Genomic DNA, 18527 nt, shown 5'->3' on the forward strand with positions numbered 1-18527 from the left:
TATTGCGATAACTTAAACACGTAAAGGCTCTCCGGAGCTTTTTTAACCAAAATATTGTTATCGCAGTAATGTTTATTTAACTAACCTAAATGGCAGGAGATCCCATGAATCCAGTTTATACAACTTCAGCAACTTCAACCGGTGGCCGTGATGGTCAGTCAGTGTCTGAAGACAACCGTTTATCTGTCACCCTGAGCACACCTAAGGAGTTGGGCGGCGCCGGTGGTGACGGTACTAATCCTGAGCAATTATTTGCAGCAGGTTATTCTGCCTGTTTTATTGGCGCCATGAAATTTGTCGCCGGTGCAGAAAAATTGAAATTGCCAGAGGACTTGTCGGTAAAAGCCACCATAGGTATTGGTCAAAATGATAAAGGCGCTGGATTTGCCATTAGCGCAGCCTTGTCTGTCAGCTTGCCAGGAGTAGAAAAAGAAGTGGCTGAAGCATTGATTGCCAAAGCCCACCAGGTTTGCCCATACTCCAATGCCACTCGCGGTAATGTGGATGTGCAGGTAACTCTGGCAGCATAAAAGGTAAACCCAAACTACAAAAAAGCGGCGTCGAAAAACTTGTAGAAATACCACTTTTCAAGTTGAAATCAGGTCGCTTATCGTAGTTTGGGCACCTTCATCACGGGAGCAGTATCCCGCCTATTCAGTTTTATTCAGGTCAATTTCACCCTCGTCAGCTTAGCCTGTATTCAATTGAAAAACTGACTGAAAAATAAATAATTTTTTAAAACTACCGATAAGAGAAATATGACAGTCAGTTAACCGAACTTGCAACCAGGAGGGTCTACTGATGAACAAAACCTCACAAAACCTTGCCTTCAGGCGCAATGTTAACGATGTCAAACAGAAATTATCGAGCCTATTCGGGCCTGTTAAAAAGCAGCATCACCGCTCCCATGTTAACGTTAAAGACCCACTATCGAGGCTCGGACGGTTAACTATTTCAACCTTAGGTGAGCTGGCTTTTCGGTCACTGCAACTGGGCGTATGTTGTTTAATGCTGTTGGCATTACTTCGGGTATTGGCCCAGTCGCTGGTATTTCGACAATCAAGTAGATAACGATCTGCTTATTCTGAACCGCCCGTTCGGTGGCCATTGGCATCCAGAATCATCTCTCCGTCTTCTTTGAAGTAAGGCCCTTTTGGCCAGTCGTCTAACAAAGACAACACGGTTTCACTGGGACGGCATAAGCGCACACCCTTTGGAGTCGCTACGATGGGGCGATTTACCAACACCGGATATTCCAGCATGGCTTCCAAAATCACCGCATCTGAAACACTTTCCTCCAGTAAGCCTAACGCTTCTGCCGGAGACTTAGTGGTGCGCAGTGCCGTTCGGGGGGTTAACCCGGCGGCGGCAAACAGCGCCTGTAATTGAGGCCGGGTCCAGCCCTGTTGCAGATACTCGACAACAACGGGTTCATAACCTGCGTCATGAATGATTTTAAGTACGTTTCTTGAAGTACCACATTCAGGATTGTGATGAATAACTACCATGAATCCCCCTCTGTTTGACTGGGTTTACATATTGCGTTGATTAACTCGCTGCATCAGTTTTTCAGCGGTTTCCACCCGCTCAGAATAACGATCAACAAAGTAATCTTTATTACCACGTAGCAATAAGGTGAACTTCATCAGCTCTTCCATGACATCCACGATGCGGTTGTAGTAACCCGACGGTTTCATGCGATCATTATCATCAAATTCTAAAAAGGCTTTTGCCACTGAAGACTGATTGGGAATAGTCACCATGCGCATCCAGCGCCCCAGTTGTCGCAATTGCTGTACGACGTTGAAGGATTGTGAGCCACCGCACACCTGCATCACCGCCAAGGTTTTACCCTGCGTGGGGCGCACCGCGCCTAAAGACAAAGGAACCCAGTCAATCTGGCTTTTGAAGATACTGGTCATGGAACCATGACGCTCCGGCGAGCACCACACCTGCCCTTCAGACCAGGTCATCAGCTCTCTTAATTCCTGAACCTTGGGATGATCCACTTCTTCTGTGTCGGTTTGAGGCAAGCCATGGGGATCGAAAATCTTCACTTCTGCGCCAAAGTGCTCAAGAATTCGGGCACATTCAGCAATCACCAGGCGGCTAAAAGAACGCTCCCTGAGCGAACCATGCAGCAATAAAAACCTGGGAGGGTGCGGTAAATCGATCGGTTTCACCTGTTCAAATGTGGGGGTTTGCACTTGCGCCATATCCATATTTGGCATGTTTTTATCCGTGATATTCACTATTTAGCTCCCAATTTGGCCAGTTCTGATTTTAAAGTCTCCGGACTATGATTTAGCGCGGCGACTTCGGCCAGCGACAGCACCCGGGTTTTGATCTCTTCGATACATTCCATAAATGCCTGCTTAATTTCTGCTTCACTGCCCTGCAGTTTTGACGGATCGGATAATCCCCAATGGACTTTTACTGATTTTCCAAACCACACCGGACAACTCTCTCCGGCGGCAGAGTCACATACGGTGATCACCACATCAGGCGCAAAATCTTCAAACTCATCCCAGGACTGGCTTTGCAAACCCTCGGTTGCATAGCCAGCTTCGCTAAGATACTTAATAGAAAGAGGATGAACCTCACCAACGGGCTGGCTGCCGGCACTACGGGCTTCAATCAGGCCATGAGCAAGTTCATTGGTTATCGCTTCTGAAAGGATGCTTCGACAGCGATTATGGGTGCAGATATAAAGAATTTTCATAGTTAATCCTGTGGGCAACAATTTATCTGAGATTGCAGGCGTTGCAGACTGGTTGCATAAAAGTCAGGGTTGTCACTGGCTGCCAGTGCCAGTACATCTTTGGCCCAGGAGGCCAAATTTGGGTGTAACCGGTAATAAACCCATTTACCACGGCGCTCGTCCTGTACAATTTCACAGCGTCGCAGATCTGCCAGATGTCGGGATATCTTGGGTTGTTCCAGATCCAGCGCATGCATCAAATCACATACGCAAGCCTCTCCCACCTGCTGAATTAACAGCAATGATTTCAGGCGGGTTTCATCCGCAAGGCATTTGAAAAATTTTAATGGATTCATGACTAAACACATATGTTTTTTTACATATATGAATATTCACATATATTGAAACTTGCGTCTACGAAAAATTTTGCAGCAAAGGTCAGATCGCTCTAACGGAACGCGCTTTTATGTGCTGAATTTCTGCTTCATCAATGCCCAGGCTTTGTAAAAACCGGGTATGAGCCTCTGGTTCAGCACGTTCAAATTCCCGATGCCATTGCCACATAGCAGCATCATCCATACCGCAATTGCGTAGAATGGCTACCCACTGCGCTTTACTCAGGATTTGTCCTGACTCTTTTAATTGAGAGTTGTTTAACATAGCAAGCAGCCGGTGTTGTTGCTGTTTTAACTGGCTTATTTGCTGACTGATGAGCTGGCAGCGCTGGCGTAAGATTTCACTGGTATCGCCCCCTTTCTCCAGCAACAAGCTGATTTCATCCAGTTTGAGACCGGTACTCCTGTAATGACAAATCTGCTTTAATCGCGCTCTGTCCCGCTCAGAATACAAGCGATAACCGGCATTGCTTCGCCCCGATGGCGATAACAATCCAATGCGATCATAGTGAAGCAGTGTCCCTCTGGATAAACCATGTTCACTGGCCAGTTTGCCTATACTATACATTCTGCTCCACGTTCTTTTAGATCTGGATAAAGGATGGAATTTCGCGCCTTGTCACTGTGTAACCTGTCAGCCTGATAGTATTGCAGTACTAAGGCTTTATTATCGTAGATTATATCTGGATTATTCGTCGTAAAGTCAGCCCAATTAGTGCCTGCCTGCGTGGTCATACGACTGGCTATCAATTGCACCATAAACCAGCTTAACGTTTTGTGAAACTTGTCTTTTGCGCCCAGCGACGCGGCATAAGCTTTGATGCCAGTTAACACTTTTTCAGTGGCAATTTCCTGAGGATAGCGCTGTAACATCAAAAATGTCAGTCGGATATGACCAAGATGGTCAAATTGCTCTGCAGGCAAACTACAGTTTTGGAATTGTTGAACGAATATCTCTTCGTCCCGGGTAAATTGATAAGGCTGATGCATAGGGTTTTCTCTCAATAAAAACTCCATGCTGAACTGTATAGCGGTGATCAGGTAAACTGAAAATAAAGAAATCCGATAAACACCAGGGTAAATGCCGCGGCCATGGGATACTTATAGCGTTTAAACATTTTGCCAGCAGCCGGACCAAAATAATAAACCAGTAGCGCTAAACCAAAATAGCGGATACCGCGAGCCAGGAGTGTGGCGAGCAGGAACAACATGAATGGATATTGCGCTACGCCCGCCCCCAACATTGCCACCTGAAAGGGAATGGGCGTTACACCTACAGCCAGAATATAAACAAAGCCCTGAGCTTCGATGGCACTGATCACCTGGTTAAAGCTTTGTTGATCGCCAAATAAGCGATAAAGTTGCTCTGCCCACTGCTCGTAAAACAGCATTCCCACCAGATACCCGGTGATGGCACCAATAACACACCCCAGTAAGGCACAAGCTGCCAGCCAGTTTATTTTTTCCCGGTTGTTGTGCATCAAAGGGATCAGAATGGCTTCCAGTGGTACCGGAATTAAAATAGATTCCAGAAACGAAACTAACACCAACACCGGATAAACCATTTTAGAACGTGCTAAAGACAAAAGTTTATCGGCAAGATGAGTATTTACCTGGTTCATAAAATTTCAGAGCCCAAAATCAGCACCTCCAACGAGGTTAGGACGCCACCCTGAAGCGACTCACACCACACCATAGCAACAAACACAAACCACCAGCTATAACGCCGACAACCAGAGAATTTATCAAAGATACAAGCCCGGCCCAAAAACCGCTAGTGCCCACTACGCCAGACACAGTTTGCATTAATGCTTCTTCCATGTGATGCAAAAATGGGACATCGTGCACTAAAATACCCCCGCCCACCAAAAACATCGCCAGGGTCCCCACCACAGACAAGGTCTTCATCAAAAAGGGCGCAAAGGCCAATAATCCCCGCCCGATGGCGGTTTTAAGTTTGTTGCCCGATTCCAGCAAATACAGTCCTAAATCATCCAGTTTCACTATACCGGCTACAAGGCCATATACGCCTACGGTAAATGCCAGCGCCAGCCCACTTAATACCAATATTTGTTGCAGCATAGGCTCATGCTGCACCGTGCCTAACACGATAACAATAATCTCGGCTGACAAGATAAAATCAGTGCGTATTGCCCCTTTAATTTTTTTCTGCTCAAAAGCCTTTAAGCTCTCTGCTGAACTTTTTGCCGCCTGCAATAACGCCTGATCATGCTCTTTGTCCTGCTGAGCGTGGAACAGTTTATGAAAGACTTTTTCAAAGCCTTCAAAACACAAATACAAGCCGCCTATAACCAGCAGTACAATAATAAGCGGTGGATAAAAGGCACTGATAAGCAGTGCCGAGGGTACCAGAATAAACTTATTAAGGAATGAGCCTTTTGCCACTGCCCACACCACAGGTAATTCCCGCTCGGATTTCACGCCTGATACCTGTTCAGCGTTCAGAGCCAGGTCGTCTCCCAGTACGCCAGCGGTTTTCTTTGCAGCCACTTTGGACATCACCGCCACGTCATCGAGAATAGTGGCAATATCGTCAATTAACGCTAATAAACTACTTGCTGCCATTGTGTTGTTCCTTTCAGACTTTTACCCAGACCAGCATGAGGTTGTTGGCGGGCATATTAATTATCTCTTTGAGTGTCAGACCCTGTCCCTGAACCCAAGTTTTGAGTTCATCAATATCCCGATAGCCACCGTAACCTTGCGCGATCAGTTGTTGATGAAACGCTCTGTTGCTGTCACTGCTGAACTGGCCCTGCTCAGTGAATGGCCCATATTGACAGAAAACCCCACCGGACGGTAAATGTTTTGCTACCAGTTGCATTAGCAGCCGGATTTCTTCCTTTTGCATAATATGGGCGGTATTGGCGGAGTAAACAGCATCAAATAATCGCTCAGGCCATTCATCCTGCCCGATACACAAGGCAACTGGTGGCCTCAAGGTTTCGCAGTGTGCCTCTGCCAGCCAGGCGTTGATACCGGGATGGTTTTCCGGAACGTCAGAGGTTTGCCATATCAGGTGTGGCAGTTCGGGCGCAAAATAACTGGCATGCTGTCCGGTGCCAGAGCCAATTTCCAACAAATGTTGTTTCCCGGCGAGATATATTTTTAATTGGGTAAGAATGGGAAGGCGATTGTTTTCACAAGCCTGACTAAAGCGTTTTTGCATGGCGGCTGAGGTTTCCCGCTTGATTATTAGATTGCAACTGAGGATAACGCATCAACAGGCACACCACTATGAAATTTAAAATCTTCATCGGGAGAGCTGATCAGTTGTGCCTCCACTTTACCAAAATAGTCGATGCGTTCAGATATATCACACCCGGCAATATCTTCAGCCAGCGTGAGATAATCCTGATAGTGTCGGGCCTCGGAGCGCAACAGGGAAATGTAAAACTCACCCAGGCGCTCATCCACTAAGGGCGCCAGTTTCGCAAAGCGTTCGCAGGAGCGGGCTTCGATATAAGCGCCGCATATCAGTTTATCAATAAAGGCATCTGGTTCGTGGTTTTTGGTGTGACTTAACATGCCTTTTGCATAGCGACTTGAACTGACGTACTCATACTCGTATCCCAGATCATGGATGATTTCTAAGACCTGATAAAAGTGGTGTAACTCTTCTTTTATTAGTAACACCATTTTGTCGATAAGCGACTGACTAAAAGGCTTATCGCCTCGGGGCACCATGGATTTGTTGAGGCGACTGTGCTCCGCCAGCGTCCGCCAGTCACCTTGTTTGCGATAGGTAAAATCTTCAAAGGGCTTGAGCCAACTTAACAGTGCCTGAGTACTTTCAGGATCCACTGCATATTTACGAATGAGCAACATGGCAGATTGTGCTGCTTTTAACTCGCACACCAGATGATCTAACAAGACGGTATGTAAATTTTCAGGTTTAGTGGCTTCATCCAGCCAGCTTTGCGGAGTTTCACAATGTAAAAAGCCATAAATAGGAGCTAATAACTCCTGGTATTTCTCAAGCATGTCTGCCTCAACGACGCCGCTGTTACACCAATTCAAGAGTTGCTCGACTCTGTGGGAATTGAAATGGTACTTCAGCCCAAATACAAAGGCGGCAACTTTACCTTATGGCTTGCTCAATTTCCACCGATGCCCGCACCAGCCCACCATTGGATAAAAACTCACCCAAACCGAATAAACCTGTTGACGATTAAGCTCTGGTCGATGAAAATCTCAACAACCGCTAACATTTTGTTAACGTCATAATAACAAGAGGTTAAAATGGTACTGAATCATTTGTGGGGCATATACGCTCATCCCAAAGAAGAATGGCATACCATCGAAAAACGCCATGAGAGCCTGAAGTTCAGCCTTTCTCACATCGCCATTATTACTTTTATCCCGGCTATAATGGCCTGGTTTTCTGCGAGACACCTTGGCTGGAGTATTGGTGTCGGTGACCGCATCTACCTTAATACCAATGAATCCCTGTTATTGGGAATTATCATTTACTCAGTCTTGCTGGCAGGTATTTTCGGTTTAACTTACATCATTCACTACATGGGTAAGCATTATGATTCCAAACCTACCTGGGCACAATCATTAGAACTGGCTTCATATACCGCCACCCCACTATTTATGTCGGGACTGGCGGCATTTTATCCGGAACTGTGGTTTTTCAGCTTTATTGCCATGGGCGCACTGGCTTACTCTATATACCTACTTTATGTGGGTACACCGATTATCATGCGCATCCCGGTTGAAGAAGGATTTGTTTACGCCAGCTCAATTGTAACAGCCGCGATTTTACTGTTGGTTGCCACTATGATTGCCACAGTCATTGCGTGGGGGTGGTTGTTTCATCCTGTCTATTATTAGACAGCTCACCCCGGCCACTTTGCATGGCCGGTGGTAATGCTAATCCAGATACTCCAGCAAAGTATCCAGACCGCCAAAGCGAATTGCCACACTGGCCTGCTGACGCACTACGGGTTTAGCATGATAAGCCACACCAAAGGCGGCCGCTTGCATCATTACCAGATCATTCGCACCGTCACCTACAGCAATAGTTTGCGCCGCCGGTACGTCGAATTTTTGTGCCAGGCTTTCCAGCGTTTGTGCCTTAACATTAGCATCCACTACTGCACCGATCACTTCGCCGGTCAGTTTACCATCTTCCACTTTCAGCACATTTGATACCGCGTCAGCCAGGTTCAGGCGCGCTTTCAGGTAATCAGCAAAAAAAGTAAAACCGCCGGAAGCAATGGCGATTTTCCATTGATGACGATGCAGATGACTGATGAGCTTAGAGACACCTGGCATCAGCGGTAAGCGATCGCGAATACCTTCCAGTAAACTTACATCGACCCCTTTGAGACAAGCAACCCGGTTATACAGGCTCTCCTTGAAATCCAGTTTGCCCTGCATGGCCAGTTCGGTGATCTCGGCAACTTTATCGCCGAGTCCTGCCAGTTTAGCAATTTCGTCGATACACTCCACCGCAATCAGGGTGCTGTCCATATCCATCACCATTAAACCACCCTGAGTAAGTACCGGTGGTGTATCCACAAGGGCGATTTCAACATGCAACTGGTTGGCAATGTCATCCAGTTTTGCATTAATGTCGGACTTCGTTCCCGTCACACAGGCTTTGGCAACAACCCCTATACCGGTCGCTCGTGGGCTAATATGCCATCCGGCAAAGGCCAACTCCGCTGTCAGCGCATTTTGTACTTTCACCAGCTTTTCCAGATTCAGCCCTTCGCCTAAAACCACCAGCTTCTGCGACCGGACAGGTAAATTAGGTAAGATTTCGCCGGTGATATCCTGGTGTTGCAGTGAATCAGTATTAACTGAGGCTTCTGCAGAAAATTTTAACTGGCTATCAGTCAGGTTATATAGTGTGGTTCTGGCATTGGCCAAAAGCTCTAACAGGTGAAAATCAAAAAGGTTTTGCTGAGACAAATTAGCGAGATACAATTTTTCAGGTCCTGGATAACTTTTTGTGAAATTCTACCCTTTAACCGCCCTAAAGTGATACTCTCAGATTCATAATAAATAAACATGACCCAGAACTAAACAGCCAAAACGCCTATGCCACTGGTAGAAATTCTCAGCGAACAACAACGTAAAAAACGCGTCTGGAAACGGGTATTTAACCTGCTGATCGCAGTGTCACTGTTGCTTGTGGGATTTTATCTGTACGTGGTGGAGCGCAACTACCAAACCGAAAAATGGCACGACTGGGTACACATCACCGGCGAGCGGTTGCTCAATCAATATACCGAGTTATTATCGGTGGCCATCAACGACAAAGATAATGAAGCTATCACCACCCTGCTAAACAGCATCGCCAGTCAGGCCGGTGTGATAGAAGTGGTATTATTTGCGCCTGATGGGCAAGCGGTGTTCAATGAGCAATGGCAACCGGCTCAACAGTTGTTATACGACAACCGGGCGCTTTCACCACAAATCTACATTGCTGATTTGATAGTTAATGGCAAACCTCAGGGCTTTTTACGTATAACCTTAAGTCGCAAAACACTGATGACGCAATTACTGCCGGTGATTCAAGCCAATTACCGTCCGTTTGTATTTGCCGCAACCCTGTTGCTGATAATTGGTTTTATTGTGGGCCGTAAATTTACGCTGTGGCGAAACAGAAATTAATAACACGCGCATTCACCTGCTGAGATAACACTGTTAACGCAGAAATAATCGCTCAAAATTGTCTGTTGTTTGCCTGCTTATGCTATCAACTTCCTGGTTAAACAGCGTTGCCAAAACAGCGGCAATTTCAGGCAAGTGCTCCGGCGAATTGCGCAACCCCTGCTTACCGTGTAAAGGCATAGAAGGCGCATCGGTTTCCAGCAACAAATGCTCCAGCCCCACTGCCAGCAAGGCGTTTCGGGTTTTATTAGCCCGTTCATAGGTGATAGTGCCCCCGACACCTAACATAAAACCGGCTTTAACATAGTTTTCAGCTTCATAGCTGCTACCGGAAAAAGCGTGAATAACGCCGGTAACATCAGGATAGCGTTTCAGTAAACGCAAAATGTCGTTATGGGATTTACGGTGATGCACTATCACCGGCAGGTTAAAGTGTTGCGCCAGTGTCAGGTGTTGCTCAAACACCCGCAATTGCAAAGCCGGTTCAACAGCTATGTGAAAGTCCAGTCCGGTTTCACCGATGGCGATGCGTTTAGGATCGCTTTGGGTATCTTGCAGCAGTTGCTCCAGCGCTTCCAAATCTGCACTACTTTGCTCATTGAGAAACCAGGGGTGTAAGCCCAGTGCGTAGTAAAAACCCGCTTGTTGTTGTGCAATTGATTGGAGATGTGAGAAGCGCGAAGCCTGAGTACCAGGCAGCAATAGCCCTGTCAGACCTTTGGCTTGCGCATTGCGCCAAACCTGAGGGCGGTCGGCGTCAAATTCTGCAAAGTCCAGGTGACAGTGACTATCAATCATTTGATAGCCGTTATGGCATCAGACGCTGTTTTTGCCAGTTGCCATCCACCAGATTAAAGCAAATACGGTTGTGCAGACGGTCTGCCCCGCCCTGCCAAAATTCGATTTCATGGGCTTTCACCCGATAACCGCCCCAAAATTTAGGTAAGGTTAAATCGCCTTTAGAGAAGCGTTGTTTGGTTTCTTCCAGCTTTTGCAGCAGCATTTGGCGAGAGGATACAGGCCGACTCTGGGCCGATGCCCAGGCTGCCAGTTGGCTACCTTTAGGTCGGCTCAGGAAATATTTGGTGGCTTCGGCAATGCCGACTTTCTCTGCGACACCACAGATTTTCACCTGACGCTCCATATAGTGCCAGGGAAAGTGCAGACTGATCTTATTATTGTGGGATAGTTCCTGGGCTTTGCGGCTTTCGAGATTAGTATAAAAAACAAAACCGTCAGTGCTGACGTCTTTCAGCAACACTATACGCTGTGAAGGTTGTCCACTGCTATCTACTGTCGCCACTGTCATGGCCGTTGGGTCGGGAATACCGGCATCAATAGCATTTTGCAGCCACAGCTCAAAGATCTGAAACGGATCCTCACCCAATTCACTGAGATCAGATTGGTTATTGCAATAATCCCGTCGAATATCAGCTAAAGACATGGTGTAACCTCTGTTTAAATCGGCTAATTCTAATTGTCGTCGTATCCTAAACTACGCAAAGCCCGATCATCATCAGACCAATTAGATTTAACTTTAACCCATAATTCCAGAAATACTTTATTATCGAACAGGGATTCCATATCCTGACGGGCTTCCACCCCAATGCGTTTGAGCTGTTGACCGCCCTTGCCAATCACCATTGGCTTTTGCGAATCCCTTTCAACCAAAATCAAGCCATTGATTTGAAATACGCCGTTTTCTGCCATTTTAAACTGTTCAATTTCTACGGTAACAGAATAAGGCAGTTCATCACCGGTAAAGCGCATCAGCTTTTCACGAATAATTTCAGCCGCCATAAAGCGTTGCGAGCGATCTGTAATGTAATCTTCCGGGAAATAATGCTCTGACTCAGGCAGCGTTTTAAATATTTCGCTTCTCAATTCCTCAACCGCAGTGCCTTGTTTGGCAGATACCGGAATAATCTTTTCAAATTTGTACTTTTCCACCAGCTGTTTGAAGTGCGGTAACAGCTCGTCTTTGTCTTTGATTTTGTCGGTTTTATTGACGATTAACCAACATGGCACAAATGAGTGCTTAATTTTTTCCAGCACCATTTCATCATCTTCGGTCCAGCGAGTGCCTTCAACAACGAACAGGATCAAACCCACATCCGTCAACGAGCTGCTGGCGGCGCGATTCATTAGTCGGTTGATGGCGCGTTTTTCGTCCTTGTGCAAACCGGGGGTATCAACAAAAACGGCCTGTTTATTGTCTTCGGTATCAATACCCATGATGCGGTGGCGGGTGGTTTGTGGCTTACGCGAAGTAATACTGATTTTTTGGCCAAGTATTTTATTTAGCAGTGTGGATTTCCCGACATTGGGGCGACCTACAATCGCCACCATGCCGCAATATGTTTCATTCAATTTCTAGCTTCCTGATGACTTTCTGAGCTGCGTCCTGCTCGGCTTTGCGTCTGCTGGCCCCCTCGCCTTCAATCAGGTGATTCAGTTCCTGTACTTTACAGCTCACAAAAAAACGTTGATTGTGGGATTTACCCTTTATCTGAGTGACTTCGTATTCCGGCAACGGTAAATGTTTCGACTGTAAGTATTCCTGCAGGCGGGTTTTGTTGTCTTTAGGGTGGTAGTTAGGATCCAGTTTTTCCAGTTTTTTGTGCAACCATTGCAGTACCACTTCTTCAGACTGCTGCATTCCGGCTTCCAGATAAATGGCGCCGATCAGTGCTTCTACTGCGTCTGACAAGATTGAATCCCGCGAGAATCCACCGCTTTTTAGCTCGCCAGGACCCAGCAGGATCACTTCCCCCAGCTCCATTTGACGGGCGATAGTCGCCAAGGTTTCGCCTTTTACCAGGGTAGAGCGCATCCGGGTCAATTTACCTTCAGGCTGCTCCGGGAAACGATTGTACAAATACTTGGCAACAATAAACCCAAGGATTGAGTCACCCAAATACTCCAGACGTTCATTGTGTTCATTGGCGGCACTTCTGTGCGTCAATGCCTGCACCAACAAACTGCGATCCTGAAACTGATAACCTATTCTTTTGGTCAGTTGATTAAAACGGATATCATCCATTTACTGAATTCCACCTACCCTTTCAAATCTTACGCCGGTAGGCACGAAGCTGGGTAACCAACTGCCTTCCTCGCGTTCGAACTCAAAACTAATCCAGATTGCTACCGCTTTACCTACCAGGTTTTCTTCAGGCACAAATCCCCAGAAACGGCTGTCGCGGCTGTTGTCGCGATTGTCACCCAACACAAAATAATGCCCTTCCGGTACTACCCATTCATTGATGGCGGTTCCGGGTTGGTCAAAATAGGCCATTTCCATTGATGGACGATCCGGATTTTGCAGAATCTGGTGTGTCTTGCCATCAATGGTTTCACTGAATTTATTCAGACGGCTAAAATGAAACTCAAACTCATTGTTGTTTTCAAACTTCAGATCCACAGGCTTCAGAGTACATACATCGCCATCGGCACACGCCTGCTGGATGTAAACGCGTTTATTGCGATACACCACGCGATCACCAGGCAATGCCACTACCCGTTTAATATAGTCCACCATGGGATCTTCCGGGTATTTAAACACCACAATATCACCACGCTCCGGTGTGCCAACGTCGTAAAACTGCTTTCTGGCGACCGGATCTTTCAGACCGTAAGTAAATTTCTCCACCAGGATGAAATCGCCCACTAACAGTGTTGGCATCATTGAGCCGGAAGGGATCTGAAAGGGTTCATACAAAAATGAGCGCAATACCAGCACAAACGCGATCACCGGGAATATCTGCTGAGCTGTATCAACCACCGAAGGAATAGGTGCGATTTGCTTAAGGGTTTCATCGTCGATGGCGTTGCTGGTATTTGCCCGGGCAATGGCCAGTTTCTCTTTGCGTTTAGGTGCCCATAAAAGGGCATCTGCCAACCAGATCAGTCCACTGCCTACCGTCAGTATCACCAGAAATATGGAAAAGTAATTCGCCATCTAACTATCAACCTTTAATACCGCCAGGAAGGCATCCTGCGGCAGCTCAACATTGCCTACCTGCTTCATACGCTTCTTCCCTTCTTTTTGTTTCTGCAACAGCTTCTTCTTACGGCTGACGTCACCGCCATAACATTTCGCTGTAACGTTTTTACGCAACTGTTTTACTGTACTTCTGGCAACAATGTGGTTGCCTATCGCCGCCTGAATGGCAATGTCGAACATCTGTCTTGGGATCAGCTCTTTTAGCTTGTCCACCAAATCACGACCGCGATACTGAGCGTTTTCTTTGTGGGTGATGATCGCTAAGGCATCAACGCGCTCGGCGTTAACTAGAATGTCCAGGCGCACCATATCTGCTTCCTGGAAGCGCTTGAAGTTATAATCCAGTGACGCAAAACCGCGGCTGGTAGATTTCAATCGGTCGAAGAAATCCAGTACCACTTCCGCCATAGGCAAATCATAAGTAACCGCTACCTGATTACCGTGGTACACCATGTTAGTTTGCATACCGCGTTTTTCCACACACAAGGTAATCACATTACCCAGATACTCCTGTGGTACCAGGATGTTAGCCTCTACGATGGGTTCGCGGATGTTTTGAATGTCGTTCACTGCAGGTAATTTGGAAGGATTATCCACCTGCAATATCTCGCCTCTGGTGGTTTCTACTTCATAGATTACTGTTGGTGCTGTAGTGATAAGGTCCAGATCGTATTCACGCTCCAGTCGTTCCTGAACGATTTCCATGTGCAACATACCCAGGAAACCAATACGGAAACCAAAGCCCAAAGCGGTGGAACTTTCTGGTTCATAGTACAAAGACGCATCATTCAGACTCAGCTTTGCCAACGCATCGCGGAAATCTTCGTAGTCGTCTGAACTAATGGGGAATACACCAGCGTATACCTGAGGTTTTACCTTTTTAAACCCTGGTAACGCTTTGTCGGCGGGATTTTTGGCCAGGGTAATGGTATCGCCCACTGGCGCACCGTGAATTTCTTTAATTCCGGCGACAACAAACCCTACTTCGCCGGTTCTTAACACGTCGGTATCTGTGGCTTTTGGCGTAAAGATACCCACTCTGTCTAACTGGTGCACCTGACCGTTAGACATAATCTTAATTTTATCGCCTTTTTTCAGCTCACCACTGACCACCCGCACTAAAGACACAACCCCCTGATAGTTATCAAACCAGGAATCAATAATCAGCGCTTTTAGCGGGCCATCAACGTCGCCTTCCGGCGGTGGAATTTGGTTAACAATCACTTCCAGAACTTCATCAATGCCGACGCCGGTTTTCGCTGAGCAGCGCACCGCGTTCATGGCTTCGATACCGACAATATCTTCGATCTCTTTGGCGACTCGTTCAGGATCAGCTTGCGGTAAATCGATTTTATTTAATACCGGCACCACTTCCATATCCATCTCAATGGCAGTGTAACAATTAGCCAGCGTCTGTGCTTCTACGCCCTGTCCGGCATCCACTACCAGTAAGGCACCTTCACAAGCGGCCAATGACCGGGATACTTCATAGGTAAAGTCCACGTGTCCGGGGGTGTCGATGAAGTTTAACTGATAAGTTTCCCCGTTCTGAGCCGTGTAATTCAGGGTCACGCTTTGCGCTTTAATGGTAATGCCGCGCTCTCTTTCCAGGTCCATTGAGTCCAAAACCTGCGCCGCCATTTCGCGCTCAGTCAGGCCGCCACAATGCTGGATAAGACGGTCGGATAACGTGGATTTGCCGTGGTCGATATGGGCAATGATCGAAAAGTTACGAATATGCTTTAGTTGCATTGAATAAAATACTACCTACAAAAAACGTCGGTTTCCGGGGAACGATTCAATAATTTTGACAATCTCAACCCGGAAAAAGTCAATATGGATTTTTTCAGGCGGCGATTTTACTAATTTCCGCTCAGGAAAGCGAACTTAACCGCAAAGAAAGCGTTAAAAATCGTGTCAAAATTGAACAAATTGAGGAATTTACGGTGTCGCGACGAATTTTACCGGGGTTTCGTCCGGTTGATACACCTGGATAATCTCAGGTTCTCTGATTTCAAAGCGCTGCGTACGAATGCCCTGGCGCAACACAATAAACCAGCTGACACAGGCAACGACACAAATTAGTATCAGCCAGATTTCCCCTAACGCGGGAAACAAGGCCGTTAGCAAGGTGGCACTCAGTAGCAAAATAACAATGGGCATGACATAAATTGCAAAAGCCAGTTTCAGCAGCAACGATTCAGGCAGACCTATTTTAACCTGCTGCCCTGGTTGCAAGGGATGATGAGTGTGTAACCTGATATTTTCAGGCTTAGGCGCCAAATAGCGGGCCAGTAAACTAGTGCCGCAGTGGCTGCTTTGTTCGCAATGGTTACAGGTATTCTGCACCCGGGTAGATACCTCAGCAACACCATTGTGATAGCTAACAACCTGAGCGATTTCTTCCTGCATAGTGTAGTTCCCGGTTACGAGGAGCGCACAGGGCCAACAGAAGAAGCAATCATATTGGCGGTTTCCGGGGGAATTTTCCCAATTACCGTCACCATAATATTGCCATTGCTGATGGATAGCAGGGTGTCCGAACCATGAAATAGCCAGCCCCCTTCTTTAACGGTGCCATCGTCTTTGCTGATATACACAGAAACATCCACCAGACCATCACTTAACATCAGGTATTCCACCACGTCCCGTGATGAAACCAGACGACGACGGTCTTTTTGAATAATTTCCATGCCCTTGGGAATAAAGTTTAGTTGCCAGGAAAACTGTAGATCAGGATTGTTTGGTAAATTAGAAATTTCAGGCAGACGGGATTGCTCGATCTTTTCAAAGTATTCATCAGGCGCTTCGGTCACGTCCAGTGAAGTAACCTGCAATTGCTCCAGCAAGTCCCCCTGAGCGTTATTCACGTCCATTTTGAGCAACAGACCGGTTTCCTGATCCAACCAAAGAGTGGTGTTGTAGCGGCTTCCATCTTCGCTGACGATACGAATTTGCTGTGCCGCTCGTCCGGATACGCGGGTGCGTCCCACCACCACAAAACTGTAGGCTTCAGCCAGCTTGATCGGCGATTCAAAAAACGTCAGTGGCACCGGGCCATTGATATGGCTGCTCTGCAGACTAAAGGCCACGCTGTTGGGTTCAAAGAAACTGACCTTGTCGCCGATGCGAAAAATTTCACTTCCCGGGCCATTTAACTGGCTCAGATGCTCCATGGAAATACCATCGACTATGCCGTGTCGCCAGATATAAGGCCGGGTTTCTGCGTTGCCACGGGTAACCACAAACGACAGGGTGAAATTGAGATTGTGTAAGGCATCACGGAATTTTTGCAGCCAGACCTCGGCGCTGTTGGCAGGGTAACTTACCCCGTCAATCACCTTTCCCTGTAATGCCATTGCAGGCAAATTAAGCAACAGGGACATGACCAGCAAAATACGAATTAACATTGATTCTCCATGGAGTAGAAATGACAAAGGCCGACAATATCGGCCTTATAGTATATTCGGAACAACTAAGCGTTGACTATAGCTGACAACAGAAAGCTTACTTTGGCTCCTGCTGTTGGCTGTCTTCATCCGTTTCCGCTTCGATTACCGTTTCATCATCGGCGGTTTTCAGCATCATACGTTGTTGATGGTCTGCCAGTAATGCATTGAGCTTACGGCGCTGCTCTGCAACATTCGCTTTAGGCACTGCGCGGTCCTGAGACAAGCTCACCGGTGACATACCGCTTGGAATACCAGAGATTGCTTTTACCGGCGCAATGTTTAAATCAGAATCCTGGGAAGTTTGATTGAACTGCTGATAACCCAGAATCACGGCTACCGCCACCGAAGCGGCTATTGCAAATTGCCCACCCTGACGGAATAAAGGCACAACATTTCCCCAAACAGGTGACTTTTTGTCTTTTTGGGTTTTCAGGTTAGGAGCAACAATCGCCGGCTCGTTTTCAATTGCCTCAGCCACAGCGTCTGCGATGTTCAGATTCAACGAATCTGGTAACTCGCCTCGCAAACCATCTTTGATCAGATGGTAACTCTGCCAACGGGATGCTAATTCAGCGTCGCTCGCCAACTCGTCCAGCAGTTTGCTGTCAGTTTGCTCGCCATCCACCAGGGCAGATAAGTTTTCAATTTTAGACTGCGTCATATTGCCTCTTCGCTTTTATTTTGCTTCCGATATTCCACTGCGCTGTTTTATTCAGTCGCACAATTCTGCCATACCAACCCTAATGGGCGTCAAGTAATGGCTGAATTTCCTTATCTATTGCTTCACGAGCCCGGAAAATTCGCGACCGCACTGTCCCCACCGGACACTGCATTACGCTGGCGATTTCCTCGTAGCTCATGCCTTCAATTTCTCTTAAGGTAATTGCCATTTTTAAATCTTCTGGCAATTGTTCTACCGTACTAAATAAAATCCGTTTAATTTCATCTGAGAGCATTTCCCGTTCAGGGGTTGAATTCTCTCTCAAGGCTTCACTGCCATCGTAAAAGTCTGCTTCCGCTGCGTCAACATCATTTGCAGGCGGTTTACGCCCCTGCGCCACTAAATAATTTTTGGCGCTGTTCACTGCGATGCGATACAGCCACGTATAAAACGCACTTTCACCCCGAAATCCAGGGATGGCTCTGTAGGCTTTGATGAAGGCTTCTTGCGCCACATCCGCCACATCGCCGGAATTCTTTACATATCGTGAGACCAGATTGACGACTTTGTGTTGGTATTTCTGTACCAACAAATTAAACGCATTCTTGTCCCCACGCTGGACTCTTTCAACCAACTCTTGGTCTGTAAACTGCTCACTCATTAG

General features: G+C 46.9%; 25 protein-coding genes. 4 read left to right on the forward strand and 21 right to left on the reverse strand.

Going from position 1 to position 18527, the window contains the following annotated elements; all coding sequences use genetic code 11:
* The first annotated feature begins 104 nt into the window (after window positions 1-104).
* A complete protein-coding gene (locus tag LJ740_RS05055; RefSeq protein ID WP_229527955.1) occupies window positions 105-530 on the forward strand; it encodes an organic hydroperoxide resistance protein in 426 nt (141 codons plus the stop codon).
* 271 nt (window positions 531-801) lie between these two features.
* Window positions 802-1071, forward strand: a complete 270-nt coding sequence (locus LJ740_RS05060; protein WP_229527956.1) for a hypothetical protein — start codon at window positions 802-804, stop codon at window positions 1069-1071.
* 8 nt (window positions 1072-1079) lie between these two features.
* Here the strand turns inward: LJ740_RS05060 and arsC are convergent, their stop codons facing one another.
* The 10 genes from arsC to miaE all read right to left on the reverse strand — a co-directional run bounded on the left by arsC (window position 1080) and on the right by miaE (window position 7101).
* A complete protein-coding gene (arsC, locus tag LJ740_RS05065) occupies window positions 1080-1508 on the reverse strand; it encodes an arsenate reductase (glutaredoxin) (protein WP_229527957.1) in 429 nt (142 codons plus the stop codon).
* Between the two features lie 24 nt (window positions 1509-1532).
* Window positions 1533-2222: an arsenical resistance protein ArsH gene (gene arsH / locus LJ740_RS05070; RefSeq protein ID WP_229528047.1), complete on the reverse strand. Its 690-nt coding sequence runs from the start codon at window positions 2220-2222 to the stop codon at window positions 1533-1535.
* 29 nt (window positions 2223-2251) lie between these two features.
* Window positions 2252-2722, reverse strand: a complete 471-nt coding sequence (locus tag LJ740_RS05075) for an arsenate reductase ArsC (RefSeq protein WP_229527958.1) — start codon at window positions 2720-2722, stop codon at window positions 2252-2254.
* A gap of 2 nt (window positions 2723-2724) precedes the next feature.
* Window positions 2725-3057 (reverse strand): metalloregulator ArsR/SmtB family transcription factor, encoded by a 333-nt coding sequence (locus tag LJ740_RS05080; protein WP_229527959.1) that lies wholly within the window; start codon window positions 3055-3057, stop codon window positions 2725-2727.
* A gap of 82 nt (window positions 3058-3139) precedes the next feature.
* Window positions 3140-3664 carry a MerR family transcriptional regulator gene (locus tag LJ740_RS05085; protein ID WP_229527960.1) on the reverse strand — a complete coding sequence of 175 codons (525 nt, stop codon included), beginning with the start codon at window positions 3662-3664 and terminating at the stop codon, window positions 3140-3142.
* Entirely contained in the window at window positions 3652-4101 is a 450-nt protein-coding gene (locus LJ740_RS05090; RefSeq protein WP_229527961.1) for a hypothetical protein, read from the reverse strand. The genes LJ740_RS05085 and LJ740_RS05090 overlap by 13 nt, the downstream gene beginning before the upstream one ends.
* 32 nt (window positions 4102-4133) lie before the next feature.
* Complete coding sequence (locus tag LJ740_RS05095; protein WP_229527962.1) at window positions 4134-4718, reverse strand: YqaA family protein; 585 nt, start codon at window positions 4716-4718, stop codon at window positions 4134-4136.
* Between the two features lie 37 nt (window positions 4719-4755).
* Window positions 4756-5682, reverse strand: a complete 927-nt coding sequence (locus tag LJ740_RS05100) for a DUF808 domain-containing protein (protein ID WP_229527963.1) — start codon at window positions 5680-5682, stop codon at window positions 4756-4758.
* 13 nt (window positions 5683-5695) lie between these two features.
* On the reverse strand, window positions 5696-6286 hold the full coding sequence (locus LJ740_RS05105) for a DUF938 domain-containing protein (protein WP_229527964.1): 591 nt from the start codon (window positions 6284-6286) through the stop codon (window positions 5696-5698).
* 26 nt (window positions 6287-6312) lie between these two features.
* Entirely contained in the window at window positions 6313-7101 is a 789-nt protein-coding gene (miaE, locus tag LJ740_RS05110; RefSeq protein WP_229528048.1) for a tRNA isopentenyl-2-thiomethyl-A-37 hydroxylase MiaE, read from the reverse strand.
* A gap of 258 nt (window positions 7102-7359) precedes the next feature.
* On the opposite strand from miaE, the gene LJ740_RS05115 reads away from it, so the two are divergent.
* Complete coding sequence (locus LJ740_RS05115; protein WP_229527965.1) at window positions 7360-7956, forward strand: Yip1 family protein; 597 nt, start codon at window positions 7360-7362, stop codon at window positions 7954-7956.
* 39 nt (window positions 7957-7995) lie between these two features.
* Here LJ740_RS05115 and serB read toward each other — a convergent pair whose 3' ends face one another.
* A complete protein-coding gene (gene serB / locus LJ740_RS05120; protein WP_229527966.1) occupies window positions 7996-9057 on the reverse strand; it encodes a phosphoserine phosphatase SerB in 1062 nt (353 codons plus the stop codon).
* A gap of 114 nt (window positions 9058-9171) precedes the next feature.
* Here serB and LJ740_RS05125 point away from each other — a divergent pair, with 114 nt between their 5' ends.
* Complete coding sequence (locus LJ740_RS05125; protein WP_229527967.1) at window positions 9172-9747, forward strand: AhpA/YtjB family protein; 576 nt, start codon at window positions 9172-9174, stop codon at window positions 9745-9747.
* A gap of 33 nt (window positions 9748-9780) precedes the next feature.
* On the opposite strand, the gene LJ740_RS05130 is transcribed toward LJ740_RS05125, so the two are convergent.
* The 10 genes from LJ740_RS05130 to rpoE all read right to left on the reverse strand — a co-directional run bounded on the left by LJ740_RS05130 (window position 9781) and on the right by rpoE (window position 18524).
* On the reverse strand, window positions 9781-10545 hold the full coding sequence (locus tag LJ740_RS05130; RefSeq protein WP_229527968.1) for a TatD family hydrolase: 765 nt from the start codon (window positions 10543-10545) through the stop codon (window positions 9781-9783).
* 10 nt (window positions 10546-10555) lie between these two features.
* On the reverse strand, window positions 10556-11191 hold the full coding sequence (gene pdxH, locus LJ740_RS05135; RefSeq protein ID WP_229527969.1) for a pyridoxamine 5'-phosphate oxidase: 636 nt from the start codon (window positions 11189-11191) through the stop codon (window positions 10556-10558).
* A 29-nt stretch (window positions 11192-11220) separates the two neighbouring features.
* The gene (gene era / locus LJ740_RS05140; protein WP_229528049.1) at window positions 11221-12096 is read right to left on the reverse strand and encodes a GTPase Era; all 876 of its coding nucleotides are present in this window, start codon (window positions 12094-12096) and stop codon (window positions 11221-11223) included.
* Window positions 12097-12109: 13 nt separating this feature from the next.
* Window positions 12110-12790: a ribonuclease III gene (gene rnc / locus LJ740_RS05145; RefSeq protein ID WP_229527970.1), complete on the reverse strand. Its 681-nt coding sequence runs from the start codon at window positions 12788-12790 to the stop codon at window positions 12110-12112.
* Window positions 12791-13705 carry a signal peptidase I gene (gene lepB / locus LJ740_RS05150; protein ID WP_229527971.1) on the reverse strand — a complete coding sequence of 305 codons (915 nt, stop codon included), beginning with the start codon at window positions 13703-13705 and terminating at the stop codon, window positions 12791-12793. It abuts the gene before it with no gap.
* On the reverse strand, window positions 13706-15502 hold the full coding sequence (gene lepA, locus LJ740_RS05155; RefSeq protein ID WP_229527972.1) for a translation elongation factor 4: 1797 nt from the start codon (window positions 15500-15502) through the stop codon (window positions 13706-13708).
* A 189-nt stretch (window positions 15503-15691) separates the two neighbouring features.
* Window positions 15692-16162 (reverse strand): SoxR reducing system RseC family protein, encoded by a 471-nt coding sequence (locus LJ740_RS05160; RefSeq protein ID WP_229527973.1) that lies wholly within the window; start codon window positions 16160-16162, stop codon window positions 15692-15694.
* A 14-nt stretch (window positions 16163-16176) separates the two neighbouring features.
* Window positions 16177-17160, reverse strand: coding sequence for a MucB/RseB C-terminal domain-containing protein (locus LJ740_RS05165; RefSeq protein WP_229527974.1), 984 nt, complete (start codon window positions 17158-17160; stop codon window positions 16177-16179).
* 97 nt (window positions 17161-17257) lie between these two features.
* A complete protein-coding gene (locus tag LJ740_RS05170; protein WP_229527975.1) occupies window positions 17258-17863 on the reverse strand; it encodes a sigma-E factor negative regulatory protein in 606 nt (201 codons plus the stop codon).
* 79 nt (window positions 17864-17942) lie between these two features.
* Window positions 17943-18524, reverse strand: coding sequence for an RNA polymerase sigma factor RpoE (rpoE, locus tag LJ740_RS05175; RefSeq protein ID WP_229527976.1), 582 nt, complete (start codon window positions 18522-18524; stop codon window positions 17943-17945).
* Window positions 18525-18527: the final 3 nt, after the last annotated feature.

This window comes from Planctobacterium marinum, from assembly GCF_020687805.1.
GTDB classification, from domain to species: domain Bacteria; phylum Pseudomonadota; class Gammaproteobacteria; order Enterobacterales; family Alteromonadaceae; genus Planctobacterium; species Planctobacterium marinum.